Annotated in this window: 28 protein-coding genes; 19 read left to right on the top strand and 9 right to left on the bottom strand. The window is 60.9% G+C overall.

Annotated features, from left to right (window positions below):
* Positions 1–2 precede the first annotated feature (2 nt).
* Both ACR3FE_RS02770 and ACR3FE_RS02775 read right to left on the bottom strand, forming a co-directional pair.
* Complete coding sequence (locus ACR3FE_RS02770; RefSeq protein WP_458205254.1) at positions 3–539, bottom strand: hypothetical protein; 537 nt, start codon at positions 537–539, stop codon at positions 3–5.
* 42 nt (positions 540–581) lie between these two features.
* Positions 582–821, bottom strand: a complete 240-nt coding sequence (locus ACR3FE_RS02775; protein WP_458205255.1) for a DUF5816 domain-containing protein — start codon at positions 819–821, stop codon at positions 582–584.
* 97 nt (positions 822–918) lie between these two features.
* Between ACR3FE_RS02775 and ACR3FE_RS02780 the strand changes: the two genes are divergently transcribed.
* Positions 919–2274 carry a bifunctional metallophosphatase/5'-nucleotidase gene (locus ACR3FE_RS02780; RefSeq protein WP_458205256.1) on the top strand — a complete coding sequence of 452 codons (1356 nt, stop codon included), beginning with the start codon at positions 919–921 and terminating at the stop codon, positions 2272–2274.
* 35 nt (positions 2275–2309) lie between these two features.
* Positions 2310–2708, top strand: a complete 399-nt coding sequence (locus ACR3FE_RS02785) for a universal stress protein (RefSeq protein WP_458205258.1) — start codon at positions 2310–2312, stop codon at positions 2706–2708.
* 10 nt (positions 2709–2718) lie between these two features.
* Here the strand turns inward: ACR3FE_RS02785 and ACR3FE_RS02790 are convergent, their stop codons facing one another.
* Entirely contained in the window at positions 2719–3693 is a 975-nt protein-coding gene (locus ACR3FE_RS02790) for a mechanosensitive ion channel family protein (protein ID WP_458205260.1), read from the bottom strand.
* A 125-nt stretch (positions 3694–3818) separates the two neighbouring features.
* On the opposite strand from ACR3FE_RS02790, the gene ACR3FE_RS02795 reads away from it, so the two are divergent.
* Together ACR3FE_RS02795 and trmB are read left to right on the top strand one after the other, a co-directional pair.
* Entirely contained in the window at positions 3819–4565 is a 747-nt protein-coding gene (locus tag ACR3FE_RS02795) for a proteasome assembly chaperone family protein (RefSeq protein WP_458205262.1), read from the top strand.
* A gap of 546 nt (positions 4566–5111) precedes the next feature.
* On the top strand, positions 5112–6173 hold the full coding sequence (trmB, locus tag ACR3FE_RS02800) for an HTH-type sugar sensing transcriptional regulator TrmB (protein WP_458205263.1): 1062 nt from the start codon (positions 5112–5114) through the stop codon (positions 6171–6173).
* A 24-nt stretch (positions 6174–6197) separates the two neighbouring features.
* Here trmB and ACR3FE_RS02805 read toward each other — a convergent pair whose 3' ends face one another.
* On the bottom strand, positions 6198–7004 hold the full coding sequence (locus tag ACR3FE_RS02805) for a DUF8054 domain-containing protein (protein ID WP_472850183.1): 807 nt from the start codon (positions 7002–7004) through the stop codon (positions 6198–6200).
* Between the two features lie 157 nt (positions 7005–7161).
* On the opposite strand from ACR3FE_RS02805, the gene ACR3FE_RS02810 reads away from it, so the two are divergent.
* The 5 genes from ACR3FE_RS02810 to ACR3FE_RS02830 all read left to right on the top strand — a co-directional run bounded on the left by ACR3FE_RS02810 (position 7162) and on the right by ACR3FE_RS02830 (position 12520).
* Entirely contained in the window at positions 7162–8346 is a 1185-nt protein-coding gene (locus ACR3FE_RS02810; protein ID WP_458205265.1) for a thiolase domain-containing protein, read from the top strand.
* Positions 8343–9761 carry a zinc ribbon domain-containing protein gene (locus tag ACR3FE_RS02815; RefSeq protein ID WP_458205267.1) on the top strand — a complete coding sequence of 473 codons (1419 nt, stop codon included), beginning with the start codon at positions 8343–8345 and terminating at the stop codon, positions 9759–9761. Before ACR3FE_RS02810 ends, ACR3FE_RS02815 begins: the two co-directional genes overlap by 4 nt.
* 257 nt (positions 9762–10018) lie before the next feature.
* Positions 10019–10672 carry a hypothetical protein gene (locus tag ACR3FE_RS02820; protein ID WP_458205268.1) on the top strand — a complete coding sequence of 218 codons (654 nt, stop codon included), beginning with the start codon at positions 10019–10021 and terminating at the stop codon, positions 10670–10672.
* A gap of 37 nt (positions 10673–10709) precedes the next feature.
* Positions 10710–11648, top strand: a complete 939-nt coding sequence (locus ACR3FE_RS02825; protein ID WP_458205269.1) for a 3-hydroxyacyl-CoA dehydrogenase family protein — start codon at positions 10710–10712, stop codon at positions 11646–11648.
* Positions 11645–12520: an enoyl-CoA hydratase/isomerase family protein gene (locus tag ACR3FE_RS02830; RefSeq protein WP_458205270.1), complete on the top strand. Its 876-nt coding sequence runs from the start codon at positions 11645–11647 to the stop codon at positions 12518–12520. The genes ACR3FE_RS02825 and ACR3FE_RS02830 overlap by 4 nt, the downstream gene beginning before the upstream one ends.
* Positions 12521–12561: 41 nt before the next feature.
* Here the strand turns inward: ACR3FE_RS02830 and ACR3FE_RS02835 are convergent, their stop codons facing one another.
* Complete coding sequence (locus tag ACR3FE_RS02835) at positions 12562–13347, bottom strand: helix-turn-helix transcriptional regulator (protein ID WP_458205271.1); 786 nt, start codon at positions 13345–13347, stop codon at positions 12562–12564.
* Positions 13348–13619: 272 nt separating this feature from the next.
* Here ACR3FE_RS02835 and ACR3FE_RS02840 point away from each other — a divergent pair, with 272 nt between their 5' ends.
* Both ACR3FE_RS02840 and ACR3FE_RS02845 read left to right on the top strand, forming a co-directional pair.
* Positions 13620–13964, top strand: a complete 345-nt coding sequence (locus ACR3FE_RS02840) for a DUF7344 domain-containing protein (protein ID WP_458205273.1) — start codon at positions 13620–13622, stop codon at positions 13962–13964.
* 245 nt (positions 13965–14209) lie between these two features.
* A complete protein-coding gene (locus tag ACR3FE_RS02845; protein ID WP_458205274.1) occupies positions 14210–15046 on the top strand; it encodes an MBL fold metallo-hydrolase in 837 nt (278 codons plus the stop codon).
* Here the strand turns inward: ACR3FE_RS02845 and ACR3FE_RS02850 are convergent.
* Positions 15043–15339: a DUF7545 family protein gene (locus ACR3FE_RS02850; protein WP_458205276.1), complete on the bottom strand. Its 297-nt coding sequence runs from the start codon at positions 15337–15339 to the stop codon at positions 15043–15045. The two genes, ACR3FE_RS02845 and ACR3FE_RS02850, sit on opposite strands and share 4 nt — an antisense overlap.
* 99 nt (positions 15340–15438) lie before the next feature.
* Positions 15439–16767: a thioredoxin-disulfide reductase gene (gene trxB, locus ACR3FE_RS02855; protein WP_458205277.1), complete on the bottom strand. Its 1329-nt coding sequence runs from the start codon at positions 16765–16767 to the stop codon at positions 15439–15441.
* A gap of 113 nt (positions 16768–16880) precedes the next feature.
* Here trxB and ACR3FE_RS02860 point away from each other — a divergent pair, with 113 nt between their 5' ends.
* The 4 genes from ACR3FE_RS02860 to ACR3FE_RS02875 all read left to right on the top strand — a co-directional run bounded on the left by ACR3FE_RS02860 (position 16881) and on the right by ACR3FE_RS02875 (position 18823).
* On the top strand, positions 16881–17165 hold the full coding sequence (locus ACR3FE_RS02860; RefSeq protein WP_458205999.1) for a DUF357 domain-containing protein: 285 nt from the start codon (positions 16881–16883) through the stop codon (positions 17163–17165).
* 44 nt (positions 17166–17209) lie between these two features.
* On the top strand, positions 17210–17485 hold the full coding sequence (locus ACR3FE_RS02865) for an ArsR/SmtB family transcription factor (protein ID WP_458205279.1): 276 nt from the start codon (positions 17210–17212) through the stop codon (positions 17483–17485).
* A gap of 58 nt (positions 17486–17543) precedes the next feature.
* Positions 17544–17849, top strand: a complete 306-nt coding sequence (locus ACR3FE_RS02870) for a DUF8036 family membrane protein (RefSeq protein WP_458205280.1) — start codon at positions 17544–17546, stop codon at positions 17847–17849.
* A gap of 233 nt (positions 17850–18082) precedes the next feature.
* Complete coding sequence (locus tag ACR3FE_RS02875) at positions 18083–18823, top strand: ferritin-like domain-containing protein (RefSeq protein WP_458205281.1); 741 nt, start codon at positions 18083–18085, stop codon at positions 18821–18823.
* Positions 18824–18841: 18 nt separating this feature from the next.
* Here ACR3FE_RS02875 and ACR3FE_RS02880 read toward each other — a convergent pair whose 3' ends face one another.
* Positions 18842–20041 (bottom strand): putative manganese transporter, encoded by a 1200-nt coding sequence (locus ACR3FE_RS02880; protein ID WP_458205282.1) that lies wholly within the window; start codon positions 20039–20041, stop codon positions 18842–18844.
* A 195-nt stretch (positions 20042–20236) separates the two neighbouring features.
* Here ACR3FE_RS02880 and ACR3FE_RS02885 point away from each other — a divergent pair, with 195 nt between their 5' ends.
* Positions 20237–20431, top strand: coding sequence for a cold-shock protein (locus tag ACR3FE_RS02885; RefSeq protein WP_458205284.1), 195 nt, complete (start codon positions 20237–20239; stop codon positions 20429–20431).
* 95 nt (positions 20432–20526) lie between these two features.
* Entirely contained in the window at positions 20527–20706 is a 180-nt protein-coding gene (locus tag ACR3FE_RS02890) for a DUF7836 family putative zinc-binding protein (protein WP_458205286.1), read from the top strand.
* Here the strand turns inward: ACR3FE_RS02890 and ACR3FE_RS02895 are convergent, their stop codons facing one another.
* Complete coding sequence (locus tag ACR3FE_RS02895) at positions 20707–21114, bottom strand: translation initiation factor IF-2 subunit beta (protein WP_458205288.1); 408 nt, start codon at positions 21112–21114, stop codon at positions 20707–20709. It lies immediately after the preceding gene.
* A gap of 137 nt (positions 21115–21251) precedes the next feature.
* On the opposite strand from ACR3FE_RS02895, the gene ACR3FE_RS02900 reads away from it, so the two are divergent.
* Both ACR3FE_RS02900 and ACR3FE_RS02905 read left to right on the top strand, forming a co-directional pair.
* Positions 21252–21488, top strand: coding sequence for a UPF0058 family protein (locus tag ACR3FE_RS02900; protein WP_458205289.1), 237 nt, complete (start codon positions 21252–21254; stop codon positions 21486–21488).
* Positions 21489–21690: 202 nt separating this feature from the next.
* A complete protein-coding gene (locus ACR3FE_RS02905; protein WP_458205292.1) occupies positions 21691–22290 on the top strand; it encodes an archaellin/type IV pilin N-terminal domain-containing protein in 600 nt (199 codons plus the stop codon).
* The last annotated feature ends 13 nt before the right edge of the window (positions 22291–22303 follow it).

Genomic DNA, 22303 nt, shown 5'->3' on the forward strand with positions numbered 1-22303 from the left:
CCTTAGGAGAGTTGCAACCACGGATTTGGGTGCTGGGAAGGATAGGCCTTCAACTCGCCTTCGTCCCGGAGTTCTTTGAGTCGGTTGCGGGCGTGTTCGGTCTCCACGCCGCCGATAGCCGCTGCCACGTTCAACAGCATCTTTTCCTGTACGCCATCGTGCACGATCGTCTCGTTTTCATCTCCTTTCGTCGTCCCGACAGCAGCCCCGAGCACGCGGAGATACTCGCGGAGGTCGGTCGTATCGTCGAGGTGGTCGTGCCACCGAGGTGGATATGCACTCACTCGCCCGTCACCGAGTTCGTAGATGTGGCCATCACCCTGCCACGATCGCGCGTCGGTCAGCGCATCCTCGAACGAGGTCGGGAAGGCGTCCGTGCCGTACGCGATAGCGTCGAGGTAGGACGACATCACGCCGCGCTCCACCCCCGTCGGTTGATCGGTGTGGTGAGTCTCGACCAGTCGTACTGCGTCGGCGAGCGTGAGCGTCCGGATCCTGCTCTCCAGTTCGTCTACGAGTTGCTGATCGGTCGAAGCCATACCTGCGCTCGGGGTGCCTCAGGGGTAAGCGGACTGCCCAACCTATTCGTGTGCTGCGTCCCACTCCGTCGCCTTCCGGAGGTTTCCACACTGGTTGCATTCGATACGACCCATCGAATCCATCGCGTTGTCGAGCGTCTCGCAGTTGGCACAGTAGTAGCCGTACCGACGCTCCCCCTCGGGTGACCGATAGACGACGTAAAACGGTCCGTTCGATCCGCGTGTTCCCTCCGATGTGTTGATGTAGACGGTGTCTCCCTCCGATGTCGTCGTTTCGTCCATTACGATTCGCTTGTCACTCCAACAATTTAGGGATACTGAACACATCGAAGGAATCCACATCGAAGGAATCATGTCCTCCGACTGAGACACCTCGGCGATGGCTCTCCGTCTCCTCCACTATTCGGACGTCGAGAACGCATATGACGACCCAGACCACATCGGTCGCCTCGCCGGGTGTATCGACCGTCTCCGAGATGACCGAACGTTCGTGGTCGGAACCGGCGACAACACTGCGCCGGGCGTCCTCTCGCTCGTCACCGAAGGTCGGCAGGCACTCGATTTCTTCGACGCGGTCTCGCCCGATTTCGAGACGTTCGGCAACCACGATTTCGACTACGGCGCAAACCGCGCCCGCGAGTTCGTTCGCCACTCCCCTCAGACGTGGCTCACTGCCAACGTTCGAGAAGACGGCGACCGATTCGCCGCGGATGCCGGGACGCTCCCCCATGCGATCCGCGACGTAGACGGAACGCGCGTCGGCTTCTTCGGAGTAACCGACCCCCAGACCCCCGCTCTGAACCCGAAAGCGATCGACCTCCACTTCGCAGACCCCATCCCAGCCGCCAGAGACGCCGTCTCCCAGCTCCACGACCAAGGCGCGGAGTACGTCGTCGCCCTCTCTCATCTCGGTCGTGGTGACGAAGAACTCGCAGCCACCGTGGACGTGGACGTGATCCTCGGAGGGCACGTCCACTCCGAGCAAATCGAGCGGATGGACGGAACGCTCCTGACCCGCCCAGGTGTGAACGGTCGCGTCCTCCTCGAAATCGAGTTCAGTTCCGACCCGACCGTCACCCGTCATCCTGTCGTCGACGCACCACGAGATGACGCGGTGGCAGCGACCATGCGTGAACGAATGGCGACGGCGGGACTCGACACGGTGGTCGCAACCGTCGACGACCCCATCGAGCGAACCGAAGCGACGACGTTCCGTTGCGAGAGTCGGATCGGCAACTTCGTCGCCGACGCCTATCGCTGGGCGACCGACGCAGACATCGGATTACAGAACAGCGGTGGCATCCGCGAAGGCGGGTCGCTGGCAGGAGACGTGACGGTGGCCGACCTCGTGAGCGTCGTCCCGTTTCAGGAGCACGTCGCCGTCGCGGAACTCTCCGGTTCGGATTTGCTCGACGTGCTCCGACAATCCCACGGTGCGACCGTCGCATTCGGCGAACCGGACTGGTGGCACGCGCACCTGAGTGGCGCAGAGCTGATCTGGAATCGGACCGATCGCGACCTCGAATCGGCGACCGTCGGTGGCGAACCGATCAACGAAAACGCGACGTACACCCTCGCCACGACCGAGTATCTCCTTCACACCGACAGGGAGTTTCCGGCACTCCACGAAGGCCATCGAGTGGCGACCGGTGACGTGCAGTACGAAGTATTAGCAGATTACGCCCGCGAATTCGGCGTCGAGCCGAAGATCGATGGTCGCATCGTGCGTCGATAGTAAGGTTCTCACGAGTGGGATTCCTCCACCCGCACATGACTCGCGTCCTCGTTCCGGTTCGCTACCCTCTGTCGAACCACTCCCGCCGGACGCTCGCCGAAGCCCTCGACGTGGCCGAAGAGCGTGACGCAGATCTCACAGTCTTACACGTCAACCTCTATCATCGCGGGAACGGCACGACACGAACCGACCTGAAGCACACCGTCGAGTCGGCGTTCGGTCGCCTCCCCAACGCTCGATACGTCGTCCGCGATGGATTTCTGGTCGAAGAGACCATCCTCGAAGAGATCGCGGCGACACGGGCCGATGTCGTGGTCATCGGACGCAAACAGATGGGGCGCTGGCGTCGAGCGATCCGGCGACTGGTAGACGACCCGAACATCGAGAACTTCCTCCGTGAGAAGGTCGATTGTGAGCTCATAACGGTCGGCTAACGACGGTTTTCTAGCGGTCGTCGAACTCGACTGGCTGCGACGGTCGCTCGCCTTGGACGGATACCTGCGCGATTCCACTGTTGTCGTCGAAGACGAGATGCGAGTGGGGATAGGCGATCTCCACGTCCGCGTCCTCTAGCTCGTCCCAGATGCGCTCCAGTATCCGTGATTGGACACGGCGAATGTAGTAGGGGTCTTTCACCCAGTAGCGAAGTTGGAGCAGGACGCCGTGGTCGGCGTAATCGCCGATGTGGGCCACCGGCTCGCTCGGATAGCGCGCACTTCCGATTCGGATGTCCGGCCCGCCCGAAACTACCTCCGGCGTCTCACGTGCTGCCCGTTCCATGATCGCTCGCGCTTCCTGGAGGTCGCCCTCGTAGGTGACGAGCAGTGGAAGCGAGAGACGCGAGCGCGTATCTTCTGCGGAGTAGTTGATCACGTCGCGCTCGCGCATCGTCGCGTTGGGGATGACGAGGAAAGTATTCTCCAGCGTGAATATCTTCGTGTATCGGAGGGTGATGTCCTCGACGTACCCCTGTGTTCCGGTTTCGGGTTGACCGCTCCCGACGAGTTCGATGAGGTCGCCGATCTCGTAGGGTTGGTCAGCCAGTACGAACAGGCCGTTGATGACGCTCCCGACGATAGGCGCGAGGACGAGACCGACCACGGCGGAGAACACCGTCACCGACACCAGGATGTCTGACTGCCCCAGGCCCAACCGCGTCGCTGCGAACCCGGCTGCGACGAACAGGATCGTCGCGCGAATCCCCCGGAGGATCGTCTTCGTGATGCTCGGTCTGCGGAATCGTCGGGCGACCTGTCGTCCGACGGTACTGACGGCCAACTTCGAGACGTACCACCCGAGTACGACGTACAGGGTAGCGAGAACGACATCCGTGACGATGATGCCACCTGCAATTTTGGTGGCACCGACCTCTCCAAGCCACTGGTGGAGGGCGCCAAGTTGGTCTCCGAGCGTCGGCATAACTCTCCCCTCTCACCGGGCCAAGTAAAACCTCGCTATTTCTGAATTCGGGGTGTCGGTGTCTGTGTTCGAGTTGTCGGTGTGATGTGAGAACGAAATAAGCCCCGGCACGCCGAACTCGAACCATGGCTTCCGAGCCACACTCGACACACGCATCGTTCGAGTTCAGTCACGACGAAGAACCGAACGAAACCCTCCTGGTTGGCCTCTCGGAGTTCGGACTGGCCGGACTGACCGCGGTCGATTATCTCGTCCAACAGCTCGACCTGGAACAGACGGGCCACGTCACCGCCGAGCAACTGCCCTCTATCACGCCCTTCGAGAACGGACGGCCACGACACCACACCCGGCTGTTCTCGCGGCCAGACCTCGACGTGACGATGCTCGTCGGCGAACTGTTCGTCCCGGTCTGGGCCGCCGACTCGTTCGCCACTTCCATCCTCGACTGGACGCAGACGAACGGCGTCGAGGAGATCGCCGTCCTCTCCGGCGTCCCGGTTCCACACGGACCCGAAGAACACCGGGTGTTCTACATCGCCACCGACGACTACCGAGAGACACGACTCGACGGGACGGGTATTCCGGGGATGGGTCGGGGGTTCCTCGACGGCGTGAATGCCACACTCATCGGTCGGGGCATCGATTCGCCACTCGCAACCGGGGTATTTACCACGCCCGTCCACGCCCAGACTCCCGACGTGGAGGCTGCCTTGCGACTCATCGATGCCATCCGCGACGTGTACGACCTCACCGTCGATACTGGACCACTGGAGGCGTTCGCCGAGGAGGTCGGCGAGTACTACGCGGAACTCGCGTCCCGACTCGAATCGGCCCGCGAAACAGACCGCCCGGACGACCGGATGTACATGTGAGCACGACCTTTTAACTACGACCTTTTATGACGGTCGCAGTCAGAAGCGACGGCAGTCGTCGCTTCTGACGGCTTCTTCATGGGCGACGCCCGTGACAGAACGAGACGGTACAGCCGTCTCGCATTCCCTGTAAAAGCTCGACCAAAAGCACGGCGTCACCCCCTCGGTCGCTACGCTCCTTCGGGGGTTCCTTGGCCCGGAAAACCGAAGATTTTCCGGTGAGTGGGCTAGCCTCTGGCGGTTGGGTGGCCTGCTGATTTCTGGCGGTTGGGTGGCCTGCTGATTTCTGGCAGTTGGGAGGTCTGCTGATTTCCGGCGGTCGTGTGGATTGCTGGTTTCTGACGGTTGTGTCACCGGCCTACCGCTCGCGTTGCTCGCTGTCGCGCGTCAGCGACCAGGAACGTCTTCCGCTGCTTTTGGTCCAGCTTTTGCGAGGGAGGGAGGTCAAAGCCGGCGCCACATGGCGCCGGCTTTGACACCCGACCGCAACGAAAGGTGGGTGCGAAAAGGTGGGTTCTATAGTCCCCCGTCGATTTGCAGTTTATAATGAGCTCCGACGACCTCTATCTGACACTCGAACGAGTCGGAGAACGGTTCAATCTCGGGGAATACGAGATCGACGCCTATCTCACGGTGCTCGAACACGGGCGGCTGACTGCGAGCCAGATCGCGGAACGCACGGACATCCCGCAACCGCGGGTGTACGATACCGTCCGAAGTCTGAGCGATCGAGGGCTGGTCGAACTCCGCGAATCCCGCCCGATGAAGGTCATCGCCATCGATCCCGAGGAAGCCTTCTCCGACGTGCAGTCGTCGCTCGACGACATGATCAGCAACCTCGAAGCGCGCTACACGGCCCCGACACGGGATACCGAAGCCGTCTCGTTGGTGAAATCACGCTCCACCATCCTGCGCTACCTCGAAGACGTCATCGAGGCCGCGGAGTACGAACTTGCGCTTTCGCTGACACCCGACCTGCTCGACCGATTCGAAGACGACCTCGCGGCAGCGATCGAATCCGGCGTAAGCACGGAACTGCTCGTCACACCCGCCTCAGAAGCACCCGAACCCGAGGAGTTCGCATACGAGACCGTTGCGACGACCGTTCGTGCTCGCCGAGGGATCACCACGCCCGTCATCGCAGTCGCGGACGGCGAGTACTCGATGTACGCCACACAGGACGCCCTGCGCGACGATCGCGACCGCTACGGCGTCATCTTCAATCGCTCTGCACTGGGCTTTCTCGTCTCCGGCTTCTTCGGCACCGTCCTCTGGACCACCGCCGAGCGCACCCTCTTCGCCGACGGAACCGACAGGGAGTTCCCCCGGCGATACGCTTCCATCCGACGCTGCGTCAAGGAGATCCAGGGACTCGACGGTGAGTTCTACGCGACCATCAAGGGCCGCGACATCGAAAGCGGGGAGGAACGAGTCGTCCGGGGCAAGGTCGTCGGCTTCTCCTTCGAAGGCGGCGAGCGCGTCGCCGGGATGTCGGTCGAAACCGAGAACGGGCCGATCACGGTCGGCGGGCAGGTTGCCGCGCTCGAGGATATCGAAGCACACGAGATCCGGATCGGGACTGACGAACCTCCGGCATACGAACGATAACGCCGGTCCCGGACGCAATGAGCGTTAGAACGTGAAGACGCGCTGGTCACACGACGGACAGGCCAGCACGTCGTCGGGGGGTGAAAGGGAACTCCTCTCACTGCCACAACAGCCGCTGGCTGTCGTCGCTTCGAGTTCGACGTCACAGTTCGGGCAGTCGTGCAGAAACGCCCGCAGTGCCGAGGCCGACTGCACGCCGACGTCCGGGTCGATTCCGTACCCCGCGAGTGCCCGCACCGCGGCCACCTCGGCGATCGCGACGGGTCGCGTGAGCCACTGTTCGCTTTCGAGACCGCCTGTCGAGATGATGACCCAATCGCCACCTTCTGCGAGTTCGACGTCGACTGGTTGGGGTGTCGCTTCGCGCACTGCCCGACCGAGATCTGCATCTCGAACGGAGGTCATCGCCGCACGCCAGTCGGTTCGGAATCCCTCGTCCAAGTGAAGTGAGTCGCCCACGGCGTGGACGACACCTGCGTCGAGAAGCGTCTCGACCACCTGTTCGCTTGCATCGTCGTCCAGTTCTCCCACCAACGAGCCGACCTCTGCTGGGCGGTCGGTCGTTCCCTGTCGATAACGTTCTGCTTCGAGTACGTCGGTGATCCGCGGAGCGAACTGCGGCGTGCCGGGAACGAGATAGCCCCGGAGGGCAATCACACCGCCACCGACGAGTCCGAGGGCCGAGGCAATTCCGAGCCGTCGTGTGCGGTTCGTTGGCAATAGTGTAGCTACTCCCGCGCACGCGAGGAAGAGAAAAACGGTGTTCAGGGCAGTACAGGGCCAACACCTGTTCTCGCCCGTGTACTCGGGCTTTCGTAAGACGTCGAGCATTGGCGAGGGATTGGACGGCGAGCAGTTTGAGTGTTCGGGCGATGAGCGTTGTTTCGTCTTTTCGGGAACGTGGACGAGATTTGCGATGAATGAATTTCCGATGGCGTCCCGAAAGAGTGACGGCAGTTATTTGGCTGCAGAACCGCCAGTTCGTCATATGCAAGACGCCTATCTGGTCGGGGCGGCCCAGACGGATTTCGGGTCGTTTCCCGACGAAAGCTATCGGTCGCTGTTCCGCACCGCCTTCGAGGCGGCCTGTGACAGCGTTCCGGCGGGCATCGACCCGAGCGACGTAGATGAGGCCTTCGTCGGCACTCTCGGTGTCGGCGGGCGACAACTCGGCCTCTCGGGGCCCGCCGTGACGGAACACGTCGGTCTCGACGGGATCCCCTGCACTCGGGTCGAGAACGCCTGTGCAGCGAGCGGCTTCGCCAGTCGGCACGCGGTACAGGCAGTCAAGAGCGGGATGGCGGACGTCGCACTGGCTGGCGGGGTGGAGATCATGACCGACACGTCGAGCGACGCGACCAAGTACTGGCTCGGGGTCTCCGGTGAAACCGAGTGGGAGCGACTCTCCGGCACCACCTTCGCGGGAGTGTACGCGCAGATGGCCGACGCGCACATGGCCGAGTACAGCACGACCGGCGAACACCTCTCGCGCGTGGCGGTGAAGAACCACGCCAACGGCGCGAAGAACCCGCACGCCCACCTCGGCTTCGAGTGCTCGCTGGAGGATGCCCAGAACGCACCCGTCGTCGCCGATCCACTCACGCTCTACCACTGCTGCCCGACGACCGACGGGGCGGCCTGCGCGCTCGTCGTCAGCGAGGACGTCGTTGACGAGTACACCGACGACCCTATCCGAATCGCGGGTGTCGGTGCGGCCAGCGACCGAGTCGGCCTGTTCCAGCGAGATTCGTACACCTCGGTTCCGGCCTCCCGCGAGGCTGCGACACGGGCCTACGAGATGGCGGACGTCACGCCAGACGACATCGACTTCGCCGAAGTCCACGACTGCTTCGCCATCGCAGAACTGCTGGCCTACGAAGACCTCGGCTTCTGCGAACCCGGCGAAGCCGGAAACCTGATCGAATCCGGCGCAACCGAACTCGGGGGCGACCTCCCCGTCAACACCTCCGGCGGTCTGAAATCGAAGGGCCACCCGATCGGCGCGACGGGGGCCGGACAGCTGGTCGAAGCCTTCAAACAACTCTCCGACGGGGCAGGTGACCGACAGGTCGAGGGCGCGACTCGCGGTCTGACCCACAACGTCGGGGGAAGCGGTGGCGCGGCGGTGGTTCACGTGCTGGAACGCGAGCGAACACAGGAGGTGGACGCATGACGAGCATCGCCGCAGTCGGCGCCTACGCCCCGCGATTCCGCATCTCCGCGGACGAGTTCCGGGAGGCGTGGGGGCAGTTCCAGGCCGCGGGAATCCAGGAGAAGGCAGTTCCAGAGGCCGACGAAGATGCCGTGACGATGGCCTACGAAGCAGCGACGCGAGCACTCGACGCCGCCGGGAACCCAGACGTTGCATTTCTCGCGTTCGCTTCGACGACTCCACCACTGGCCGAAGAAGATCTGACCGCCCGACTCGGGGGAATGCTCGACGTTCCGAGCGATGCAACCCGGCACGTCTTCACTGGGAGCACGCGCGCCGGAACCCGCGCGCTCTTTACCGGACTGACCGCTGGCCCGTGGGACGACGGCGTCGGGCTGGTCGTCGCTGCAGACTGCCCGTACGGCAAACCCGATTCCGCCGAAGACCACGCCGCAGGTGCAGGTGCGGCGGCGTTCGTCCTCGCAGAAGACGGCCCAGCCAGCGTCGTCCAGCAGGCCGAGTATGCCAGCGAGTTCCCCGGCACGCGCTTCCGCCGAACCGGTGACGATAACGTCGAGGGCCTCGGCGTCACTGGATACGACCGGCGCGCGTTCTCCGAGACGCTCGCCGGAGCGGTCGAACGACTGGCGTTCGAGGGAGACGTGGATGCCACAGTCGTCCAGTCCCCGGATGGGAAACTCCCCTACAGAGCGGCGGGCGCACTCGGCGTCGGTACGGAAGAGATACAGGCCGGGACGCTCGTCCACGAACTCGGCGACACTGGCGCGGCGAGCGTTCCACTGGGATTGGCGAACGCCCTGCACGAAGGGCACGACCGAATCCTCGCTGCATCGTTCGGAAGCGGGGCAGGCGCGGACGCCCTGTTCGTCGAAGTCGACGAGATTCCAACCTCGCTGGCGCTCGAGAGCGACGAATCTATCACCTACGCCGAGTATCTTCGCAAGCGCGGCAAACTCACGTCCGGCCCGCCGAGCGGTGGCGGCGCTTACGTCAGCGTCCCCTCGTGGCGGCGGACACTCGACCAGCGCCACCGACTGCTCGCCGGTCGGTGTTCGGACTGCGGCGCATTGAACTTCCCGCCGGAAGGCGCGTGCAGTGGCTGCAAATCGCTGGTCGAGTACGACGACGTGCAACTGACCGGTGAGGGAACCATCGAAGCCGTGACGACCATCTCGCAGGGCGGTGCGCCCCCGGAGTTCGCAGAGCAGCAAGCCCAGTCGGGCGACTTCGACGTGGCGATCGTCGCGCTGGACGGACCGGACGGCGACTCCGCGAGTGCCCCCGCGCAGGTGACCGGCACCGACACCGGAACCCTTCAGATCGGAGATCGGGTGGCGACGACGATGCGCCAAATCTACACGCAGGAAGGCGTGACGAGGTACGGGTTCAAGATTCACCCACTCCCGAGCAGCTGAATCTCGAATCGAGAGCAGCGACACTCTTTGCCTGGTTCTGCCCAATTTCGGTAGACCTGTGGTTTCGTGAGTTGCGCTATAAAAATTCTGTCTCGTGTACCCCTACCCGAGACAATTGAACGATTTCCGGGATGGGTTAAATGCTTTCTGCAATAAGTCGAAAACTTCACAGTTTGGAAATCACCGAGGGAAACTGTTCGAAAGGAGTTATAATCCGACCACAAAGCACTTGCATTCGATTTCGTACGATAGCAGTGATGAGCTACGACTGGCGCTATCTTCTTCGAATCTCCCTCGCCATCCTCCTGCTGGCGAACCCGTTCTACCTCTTTCCGCACGCGGGCGATGCGGCCTATCGATACGAGGCCGAGAAGATCGACTACTCGCGGACGTACATTCGTGCACACAGTCAGTTCGCACAGGTCAATTGCTACAACGGACACGAACCGGGATGTCTGTTGGCGGTCAAGATCGCCCAACACGGCCCCGTCACCATCAATACGTCGGGATTCCGGCGGTACCAGACCGGCGCGGAGTACGTCGCGTTGAACGACGCCAACGACGGCCCCGCACCGTTCTATCGCCGGGTCGTGAATCGATCGGACGAGCAGGTGACGGTTCGACTGGAAAAGATTCCACCGAACACGCTCCTTTCGCAGATCGCACTGAACGAGAGCGAACTGTCGAAGCCTGCCCGGAAAGCAATGCAAGGTGAGAGGGTGACCGTTCACGGAGCTCCGCTTCCGGAGGCGGACGAGGTCGTTCGAAAAGACGGCGACTTCTACGTCGTCAACAGAGTCGGCTACACCCCACCGGAGACGAACCGAACTGGCGAGACCATCGTCAGCGGTGCGGCGTTCCTCACCGGACTCGCGCTCATCCTCCCCGGCAGTCGGTGGCGCGTCGCGTAGAAAAACGCTTTTCCTTCGGCCCCACGCGCTCTCAGTCATGAAGGTAGGCGTACTCGGAGCCGGAACCATGGGACACGGAATCGCACAGGTCACGGCCATGGCGGGCCACGACGTGACGCTCCGCGACATCGAAGCGGAGTTCGTCGAGAACGGTATCGAGAGCATCGATGCGAACCTGCAAGGAGGCGTGGAACGCGAGAAAGTGACCGAGGCAGAGAAGGCTTCGACCCTCGACCGAATCGTGGGCACGACCGACCTCGAAGCTGCGGTCGGTGACGCAGACCTCGTAGTCGAGGCCGTGCCGGAGGAGATGGACATCAAACGACAGACGTTCGAAGACGTGGAGGCACTCGTCGCACCCGAAACGATCATCGCCTCGAACACCTCTTCACTCTCGCTGACCGAGATCGCCAGCGCACTGGACGACCCGACGCGAGCCATCGGACTCCACTTTTTCAACCCGGTTCACATCATGAAACTCGTCGAGGTCGTCGTTCCCGAGCAGGCAGACCGGGAGACGGTCGAATTCGCCACCGAATTCGTCGAAGACATCGACAAAGTGGCGGTCGAAGTGCGCGACTCGCCCGGATTCGCGTCCTCGCGCCTCGGGGTCGCACTCGGCGTCGAAGCGATCCGGATGCTACAGGAAGGCGTGGCGAATCCCCGCGACATAGACGCTGCGATGGAACTCGGCTACAACCATCCGATGGGGCCGATCGAACTCGGAGACGTTGTCGGACTGGACGTTCGCCTCGACATCCTCGAACATCTCCGCGAGGAATTGGGCGAGCGATTCCGCCCGCCACAGATCCTCCGTCAGAAGGTGCGCGCCGGGAAACTCGGCAAAAAGACCGGGGAAGGGTTCTACGTCTGGGAAGATGGCGAAGTCGTGGGCGTCTCTGGCGGAAGCCAGATGGCTCGTCAGTCGAAGTCTGACGGCGTTTCGGGTAAATACGATGGAGGTGGCGACGAATGAGCGACGAAACGAACGAAGCCGAGGAGACGACAGAGGCCAACGAACCGCAAGCAGGCGACGAAACTCCCGGCAGTCCCGAACAGGTTGCGGGCGAGTGCGAGACGGTCGACGTGTCCGTCGAGGAGTACGTCGCCACGGTTACACTGAACCGCCCCGACGCCCGAAACGCGCTGAACGCCCAGCTACGCGCCGAACTGAAAGACGTGCTCGATGCGGTCGAAGCGTCGCCGGACGTGCGCGTGGTCGTCCTCACGGGTGCAGACGAGGCGAAGGCGTTCGTCGCCGGAGCCGACGTGAAAGAACTCAGGAAGCGCAACGCACTCGAACAGCGCGAGGCCAGCAAACGCCCGCGAGTGTACGAATACGTAGACGACCTCGAAAAGCCGGTCATCGGCGCGCTCAACGGGCACGCGCTCGGTGGTGGGTGCGAACTCGCGCAGGCGTGTGACGTCCGCATCGCGCACGAACGCGCGAAACTCGGTCAGCCAGAGATCAACCTCGGCATCATGCCCGGCGGCGGTGGTACCCAACGCCTTCCCCGACTGGTTGGCGAGGGTCAGGCCATGCGACTCGTCCTCTCCGGCGAGATCATCGACGCCGAGGAGGCCCACGACATCGGCCTCGTCGACGAAGTCTGCTCGGACGAGACGTTCGACGACCGGGTGTACGAACTCGCCGGGCGGATGGCCGAGAAGAGTCCGAAAGCACTCGAACTGGCGAAGCAGGCCGTCAAAGCGAGTAGTCGAATGGATCTCGACTCGGGCATCGAGTACGAGGCTGAACTGTTCGCACTGCTGTTCGCGTCCGAGGACAAGAACGAAGGTATCGACGCCTTCCTCGAAGACCGCGACCCTGACTGGGAAGACCGATAAACCGTACTGTCTTCCGAAATACGATCAGATTCGATAGTGAGTCAGTCGCCACCGATGAAATCCGCATCCTCTTGGAACGAGTCGAAGGTTTCTCGACCCCAGGCGACTGCCTTCGCGGTATCGTTGGCGATGAGACCGCGAAGCTCCCCTCGGTCGTCGTACACGACGACACAGACGCCGTCTTCGTCCCCTTCGACCAGAATGAGACCGAACGGGAGTGTCTCTTCTGTCTCCCACACGGAGAGGCTGCCTTTTTTCAGTGCTTCCTGGAGTTGGTCGCCGTAGTCGGCGACGAGATACTGGACGACCGGTTGTTCGAGTACCAATTCGGCGTCCAGATCACCCAGGACGGCCTGATCGTGGAACAGTTCCACGTATTGCGGGAGCGCGACCGGCGAGAACCCACGCGATACGTCGGCTTCTGCGACCATCTCTTCGACGTACTGTATCGGATGGTTCGGCGCGTAGCGTTCCGCGAGGACGACCCTCGCGTCTTCGATGAGTGCCATCGGTAGCTCGGAGTCCAAAGGAAGGATAGAGAGCAGTTGTCGAGTGCGACGGACGTCGTCTACGCTTCCCCTGAACGAAACGTACTCCGATTCGAGCAAGCGACCAGCGAGCGTCAGTTCGAGGCCGTCGTCCGTTCGCTCGACGAGGTCGTGTTCCTGCAGTTCTCGCACCGCTTTGTACACCGTCGAACGAGAGACTCCGAGTTCGTCTTGCAGATTTCGTTTCGGTATCGGCCCAGACGAGAGTGCGGAGAGAACCTCCGCTCGCTTCGTCACGGTCATGATCAGATCGTCTGGACCATCGACCTTATCGGTCATACACTATCTCCCTGTTGTGGTACGTCGAGTATAAATATTTCTTAAAGAACCGCAACAGTTATTACTATCGTTCGAACATCTGAACGGCGTTTTCGATGGCCGCACTATTTTCCGAATCTGAATCCTGTTTGATTAACTAAAGTAATAATCCTTCCGCCCGTTGCTTAGTATGTCCGAACCTGAGATTCGGACTCAGTCCTATTGGTCTCCGTTACGCCATTGGCCCAACGCTCTCCGCTCGAACGATGTGGTGTCAACGAAACAAACAATCGATGACGACTCGTAATCAGCTCCCGAACCAAAACTCCGACGTACTGCCGTGTTCGCTCACCGCTACGCTCGACGTTCTCGAAAATTCCCTCCGCCGGTCTGCACTCCGGTGTCTCGCAGAACACGAGTATACCATCTCGTTGAGCGAGCTCGCAGCGTTCAGTGCCGACGACGACTCGGTATCGGAACGGGATCTGGAACTGATCGCCATCTCGTTACATCACACCCACCTTCCGCAACTCGAAGACTGTGGGTTCATCCACTACGACCCGCGGTCTAACACAGTTGAACGAACAGTAGACGAATCCGCAATGAAAACGATAGTCGACCTCTCACTCGATCGCTAAAGTCTCTTCTGAATGTGGGGTGCGGCGTTAGGGGCCGCACCTGTCAGAGACACATTTCAGTACCGTTTGCCTGCGACTGGTGAATCACACCACTGGCAAGCGTTAGCCGAATGTGACCGGCGAAATATATGTCTTTGGTTCATGATTCAGCGTAGTCGATTCATTGTCTGTATGATAGTAGATTTCATCACGTTCACCGACAAAGCGAACGCAACATTTAGGCGCGTTCTTCCGACAGTGTTCGTATGGCGATTCACAGCGACTGGGGAGGCTGGCTTCCCCGCGCAGTCGAGGATGCAACGCCGGACGGCGTCTCGATCTGGTATCTCGGTTGTAATGGATTCATCCTGAAAGGGAGTGGCGGGACGACGATGTTCATCGACCCGTACCTCGGTACCGGTGACCCACCACGAACCGTCCGCATGGTTCCAATCCCGTTCGATCCGACCGACGTGGCGGAGGCAGACGCCGTTCTGGCGACCCACGAACACACAGACCACGTTCACGGGGCGAGTCAGGCACCGATCCTCGAATCCACCGGGGCGACGTTCTACGCACCGGACGACAGCCTCACCGTCGCGCGCGAGGACGAACGGTGGATCGACGAATGGAACGTCGCCGACGACCAGTTCGAAGAAGTCACAGAGGGCGACACGTTCGAAGTCGGTGAGTTCACCGTCCACGTCGAAGCGGCACACGACCCCGACTCGACCCATCCCGTCTCCTACGTCATCGAACACGATGCCGGGACGTTCTTCCACGGTGGCGATACGAAGCCAGGTGACGAACTGAAACCCATCGGTGAGCAGTACGACATCGACCTCGGGGTGTTGGCGTTCGGCTCTGTCGGGCAGATTCCGGACAAGCAGACCCGAGAGCCGAAGCGAACGAAGTGGTACAGCGACGAAAACGAGATCGTCGCCGCAGCGAACGCCCTCCAGCTCGACCGCCTGCTTCCGAGCCACTGGGACATGTGGAAGGGTCTCACCGCAAACCCGACCGCGCTCTCCGAACACATCCGGAGTTACGACTACCCAGTGTCGCTGGAGATTCGAGAAATCGGAGACCGAACCGACCTTTAGTGCGAGTGACCGGTCGCCTGTTCGTACGAGATTCCGAGTCGTTCTTCGAATAGCTCACGAGCCTTCTCTTCGATAGCGATGACTTCTTCGCCAGGCTCGCCCTGTGCGTGGTGAACGGCGGCGTGCGCCTGTTGCACGAACGAGATGAGCGCCATGTCGCCGACGACCATCTCGCGAGATTCGTCCTCCTCACGGAGCAGGTCGATGAGTCCCGGCGGAAGTTCGAGATCTGCGCTGCCGTCCGGCCCTTCGATGGTGTACGTCGCGGTTTCGATATCGTCTGCGTCGACCATACCGTCACTTCACCGTGAAGGGTAAAGGGTCTGTGGGTATCTGCTCCCGCGCTTCGGCTGCTTGCGAGAAGGAAATCGCGTTGCGTTTGGTCGTTACGTTCAGTCGTCGGAGGCTGCCGCACCTTCCTGTGCAGCACTCGCCTCGCCGATCTCCGCGGTTTCCAGGTAGTCGTCCGCGTCGAGTGCGGCTTTACAACCCATCCCTGCGGCGGTCACGGCCTGCTGGTAGTGGAAGTCCACCACGTCGCCTGCGCCGAAGATGCCGGGCACGTCCGTCTTCGTCTGGCCGCCGCCTTTTCCGCCCTCGGTGCGGATGTAGCCCTCTTCGTCCAACTGGACGCCTGTTCCTTCGAGGTAGCCCGTGTTCGGCGTGTGGCCGATGGCGAGGAACACCGCGCCAGTCTCGAAGTCGAACTCCTCGGTTTCGGGGTCGTCCAGCTTTTGGGACGGTTTGCCCGTCGGATTCTGAACCATCGTAACGTGGCTGACGCCGTCTTCGGGCGAGCCATGGATCTCGGTGACCTCGGTGTTCTTCATGATCTCGATCTCGCCCTCGTCGACCTTCTTCTGGACGCGATCTTGCCAGTAGTCCTCGGCACGAAACTCCTCACGTCGGTGGACGAGATACACCTTTTCCGCGAACTTCGTCAGGAAGTTTGCTTCCTCGAATGCGGCGTCACCACCACCGATGACGACCATCTCCTCGTCGCGGAAGAACGCACCGTCACAGGTTGCACAGGTCGAGACGCCGTAGCCCATCAGTTCGTCCTCGCCCGGGATCGAGAGGGTTCGGGCGCTCGCGCCGCTGGCCGCGATGAACGCGTCGGTCGTGTACACCTCGCCGTTCGAGAGTTCGACGCGGAAGGGACGGCTGGAGTCGTCTACGTCCTCGATGATACCCATCTTCACCTCGGCACCGAACCGCTCGGCCTGCTCTTGCATGTTGTTGATGAGGTCGGGACCGCTGATGCCCTCTGGGAAACCAGGATAGTTCTCGACTTCGGTCGTGAGTGTCAGTTGTCCACCCGGTTCGTCACCCTGGAGGATGAGCGGGTCGTTGTTCGACCGCGCAGCATAGATGGCCGCAGTCAGTCCCGCGATACCGCTTCCGGAGACGATGAGTTTGCGATGCTCGGGTTCGTCGGTTCCGCCATCTGCTCGCGCCAGACCGAGTTTCTCGTCCAGTTTCCCCGCCTCGTCGAGTGCGTGGGTGTCGTCCCACCCGCCGACGAGTTCGTCGTCGATGAACACTTCGGGGGCGGTCTTCCGACCGTCTGCCCGTTCGACCATCTCCTCGAAAAGCTCCTCGTCGCCGGTTACGTTGTACGTCTCGTACTCGATTCCTTTCTCGTCGAAGAGGTCTTCAGCTTTGTCGCAATAGGGGCAGTGTTCTTTGATGTATATCTCGACGTGGGGTTGTTCGGTCATGGTGCAATATCATGCGCCATCGCGTATTTACCTTGCGCTGTCATCCGACGTTTCCGGTTTCGAAGTCGCTACCGCTCGAAGGGCTTACGGTCGCCCTGTCCGTCATCTCGTCCATGGCCGCAGATATCGAAGAGAAGACCGACCGCTACGAGCGACTGTTGGCGGAGGCACTCGACGCCGCCGAGATCGCGCCGCCGACCGACACGCCGATGGGCGACGCAGCGAAAGACTGCCGAGAGATGGCCCAGTCGTATCTAGAAGACGGGCGACACTTCCGCGAGGACGACGACCTCGTCAACGCTCTCGCGTCGTTCTCCTACGGCCACGCGTGGCTGGACGCAGGGGCTCGGATCGGGCTGTTCGATGCACCCCGTGAGGGACATCTTTTCACGACATAGTAGGGCGATGCGCTTACGTGTCCGGGGTGTGTCGGTTGGGTGTGATGGAAGGTGCTCTGTGGTACGTGCTCACCGGAACTCGGGGTGGAACGAACCGCGTTCGTCTGCTCCGGATGCTCGACGAGCGTCCACGGAACGCCAACCAACTTGCCGAGGACTTAGACCTCGATTACAAGACCGTTCGTCACCATCTCGACGTACTCATGGACAACGACATCGTCGAGAACAGCGGCGACGACTACGGAGCAGTGTATCTCATCACCGACCGGACACGACAACATTGGGACACGGTCGAGGATATCATCGACAAGGTGGAGTAAGTATGGTCGAATCTGGGAAAGAGTATAACCGACACCGATTACAAAGGAGAGACGACGAATGGGCCTCTGGATAGATGTAGCGCGCGTTTCCACGGCACTGAACGTGCTGTTGCTTCTCGGGTTGAGCTACATCTGGCTCCGGAACTACCGCAAATTCCGCTCGAAGCACACGCTCGGTCTCTCCATCTTCGCGCTGCTCTTGCTCGCGGAGAACGCCGTCGCCTTCTACGCCTACTCGTGGCACCGAATCCTCTCGGAGTGGTTCTCGACGTCGGTGCCCGACATCGCGTGGCAAGCGATGCTCGTGCTCCACGTGCTCGAATTCGTCGCACTTTTGTTCCTCGCGTGGGTGACGTGGGACTGACCGCCCGACGAAGCAGTTCGATTCGTTCTTCCTGTCGAAGTCGTTCAATCTGTGTAGTCGGTTCCAACTATCGGGTAGTCGAACCGACGTTGTGATTCGGCGTATCGCCTCTTCGCCGCAGTTCTGGTCTGGAGTCTGGCCGAACTCCGAATGAATTTGGGTGACAGTCCGGGAAATTTTCTTCCGTATTTTGCCCGTCGAACGTTCTGTGCGCAACAGCGCACTGCCTGACCATGCCAGACGATACCAGTGATGCGGTCGAATCGATCGGCGAATCGACACGGAAACAGCTCACCTCTCGACGCGGCTTCCTCGCCGGGTCGGCTGCCGTCGGAGCAGCCGGGTTGGCGAGTGGCGGGATCGGTCTCGCCGGAGCGGACGACCACGGAGGCGAGGGGAACGGAAGTGGCGGAAGTGGTGGTACCGGTGGCGGAAAGAGCGAGGAGAGCAACGGGATGAGCGACGTCGACATCCTGAACTACGCGCTGACGCTCGAACATCTCGAAGCAACCTTCTACGCGAAGGGGTTGGAAGATTTCTGTGACAAAGAACTCCGCAACGCCGAACTCGGTGCGGACATCTGTGACGAACAACGGGCGAAGATACCGGAACAGGTGAAAGTCGTCGGCGAACACGAGGCGGCCCACGTCGAACAGCTCACGAAGGTCATCGAGAAGCTCGGTGGAACCCCGGTTGAACCCGCCGAGTACGACTTCGGTTACGAGTCACCGGGCCAGTTCCTCAAAGTCGCCAAGGCACTCGAAAACACCGGTGTTGCGGCGTATGCCGGTGCAGCACCGTCTATCAAGAACGATAAACTGCTCTCGGCGGCGCTCTCGATCCACAGCGTCGAAGCACGACACGCGGCTTCCTTCAACGCTCTCAACGGTGTCTCGCCGTATCCGAACGCATTCGACGAATCGAAATCGATGAAAGAAGTGAAGAAGATCGCCGGTCAGTTCATCGTCGAATAACTCGATTTCCCTTTTCTACTATCCCAGGACTCCGAACCCAGTTGCAGAGCCGAAGTCGAACATGACGTGCAGGGCGACACCGACGATGAGTGCGGGAATCGTCGTGTAGATCGAGGCGACGATTGCAGCCTTCTTGTCGATGGCGATGAGTGGGAAGAGGGCGTCTCCGTCCTGGCTGATGGCGTTCGCGGTGAGTGCCGAGAACGGAATCGCACCTTCGGCGTACACGCTCGCCAACACGATCTGCGGGCCGCAACCGGGAATCAGGCCGACGATTGCACCAGCGACAGGTGCGAGCATACCGGCGGCGGCGGCGACCGCCCCGATGTCGATGCCGAACAGGAGGACGGTGTACTCGTAGAGCAGGTACGCCGTGAGCACCCAGACAGTGACGAAACTCGTCTCCAGTGCGGCGTGCGTGAGCGTGTCGTAGAGATCGACGAACGAGGCGCGCGCGCGACCCACCGTTCCTTCGCCAAGGTAGTGTCGCCCGACGAAGTAGAGGTAGAACGAGGCTGTCGTTCCCGTCAACCCGACGACGGTGAACGCGCCTGCGTAGGAGGAACCGAGCGTCAGCGGAACGTCGGGAGCACCAGCGAGGAGGTACATGACTCCGAGGACGAGCGCGACACCTGCCGACACCCACCAGATGGCGTGAATCGCGTGGCTGAGTGGGGTCAGAACGGACGACTCTCGCGCCGCGTCCGTCTCACAGCACGCATCGTACTCGTGGGCCGGGTTGCCACCCGGCCCGGTGTTGACCATCCCACCGTCGGTGGCCGTCCGGCCGAAGGTGGCGACTGCGTCGTCGATTCGACCGACACCCATGCCGAAGCGGTCGATGGCGTACCCAGAGACGATCGCAGTAGCGAAAGCGATACCGTACGCGTACAGTGCGGCCTCGGGCGCGAGCGCGAGGATGACGAACGCCGAGTCGCCTGCGGTGGCGATCAGCGTTGCGACGACCGTGCCGAAACTGACCGTCCCACGGACGTAGAGTGGCATCATCACGATCGCACCGCCACAACCGGGAGTGAGACCCATGAGTGCGCCGAACAGTGGTTGCATTCGCTCGTTCTCCGACAGTCGCTCGACTAGTGCACCATTCGTCCGGTACTGGACGAGTCCGAACAAGAGCACGGTTACCGCGACGAAAGCGCTGACCTGGACGTAGCCATCTCGAACCGACGCGAGAAAGACTTCTATCAGCTCGTTCATCTCCTATGCCTCCGCTCGGGAGAACCCGACATTTTTAGATCCATCTAAAGCTGTCTTTTGCAGTGTAGAACTTATATGTTTCGGCAGTAGAATTCACATCGAAACCATTTCCGGGCTCGATTCAACAAACGGCGGACAGATGCGGCAGAAACAGCCGCAATTCTTATTTTCTCTTCCCTACTCTGTACGGTTGCAATGGCGAAAGGTACGGTCACCTTCTTCAACGATACTGGTGGCTACGGTTTCATCGACACTGAAGACGCAGACGACGACGTGTTCTTCCACATGGAAGACATCGGCGGACCCGACTTGGAGGAGGGCCAAGAAGTCGAGTTCGACATCGAAGAGGCCGACAAAGGCCCACGAGCGACGAACCTCCAGCGACTGTAACACGGTTCTGGATGGTGGTAGACGACGGCGAGCGACAGCTCTATTTCGTCCAGCTACCAACAAGATTTTTCCCCCCACCGGTCAACGACTACGGTATGGTGGAGACGTACGTCCGATTGTTATGTCCAGAATGCGGCAAGCACTGGGAATCGAGTCCCGACGATCTCCCATCTCCCGACAGACAGTTCCACTGCCCGAACTGCCACGCGACCAGACGGACGTCGGAGTTCACGCGAACCGAGCGTGATCTGGAGACGTTGAAACAGCTTCAGTAATCAACCACTGGTCGCAGACCGTGCGCCACACGCTTCACACCGAAGCAACAACGCACGATGTTCTCGTTCGAGACGTGTATCCGGTAGTCCACACTCCGGGCAGAGGACGAACTGCTCCGCGTACTCGTCGATAGCAGCAGCGATCCGCTCACTGGAGAACGATCCGGTTAGGCGAGCACGACCACTCTCGTCGATGTGGGCGCTCGTTCCGAGTTCGTCCTGAAGGAATTTGAGGACGTGGGTGTCGTCGCGGCCCAGCTGGTCGGTCGTCGTTTGGAAGTTTTCATACACGGTAACGTTTCCCTCTTGCCGGACGTTCGGGTCGGGTACGTCGAACCTATCCCTGCTCTCTTCGATATCTGGCGTCTCTTCCAGTGCTCTATCGAGGTGTTCGTCGTATTCGACCATACGAGTGTGCAGTGTCTCGCTCGATAAAAACGTTTCAAAGCATAACGTCCCAGGAATACCCGAAATACTGACCGTACGCCATGCTAACGGTGCTCAAGATAATAATATAACCCTGCAACTATTACACCAGTCTGCTTATGAAGAAGCAGGAGCTTATCCACCTTCACGGCCTGCTTGCGGAGGTCGGGAATCATTACGAGGAACGAACTGGAGATTCGATTGGGTTTGGAGAGTACGATTCTCTCGGTGTACGACCGACATCCATCCATAAATCGAAAACGGACCACAAGGCGGCTGTTTTTGCGCTTGCTAACGCGATAACGATGGAGATGAGTGTGACCGAGCGCGAAGCGGTCGCACCCCACGCAGACTGAGCGGCGACGCGAAGGTCCCCGTAGTTAGAAAATCGCCAGGTGGCAACGCTCTTCTCTGCTGAATATCCCGACACGAACTGTCAATATTCGCACTATATCAGCCACCATATATGATAACGGTATGTGGGGTTTAATACACCGGTCGACGAAGTGGATGCTACCGGACTGGAAAGATATCAGACATGAGAGGCACTAATCAAACATGATGGAAATCGACACAGACGGACGACGGTCGAATCGCGGTCAGGTCGGCATCGGGACGCTCATCGTGTTCATCGCGATGGTGCAGGTCGCCGCGATCGCGGCGGGCGTGCTCATCAACACGGCGGGCTTCCTGCAATCGAAATCCGAACAGACCGGTGCCGAGAGTAGTGCACAGGTGACCGATCACATCCACGTCGTCAGCACGATGGGGAACGTCACCGACACCGACAGCGATGGAACGTACGAAGTCAATTACGTCAATCTCACGGTGATGAAAGGCTCCGGGTCGGGAGATATCAATCTCTCCACCGCGACCATCGAATGGCTCGGCCCGGACGACGGCCGTATCCTGACGATGGGTACCAGTGCCGACGACGACGAGTTCGCCGTCGAAGAGATCCGGGACGAAGACGGGTCGCTCCCCGTACTCGTCAGCAAGAAAGACCGCTTCCGAATCGTTCTCGATACCGATGCCATCACTGGCGGCCTCGAAGAGCGTCAGGAGTTCACGATCAAAGTCGTCACGTCGTCGGGCGCGGTGACCTACCACCACAGCATCCCGGAGACGCTCTCGGACGGTCACGCGATCGCGCTGTAAACGTCTCTCCTTG

The sequence above is a fragment of the Haladaptatus rarus genome (genome assembly GCF_054177585.1).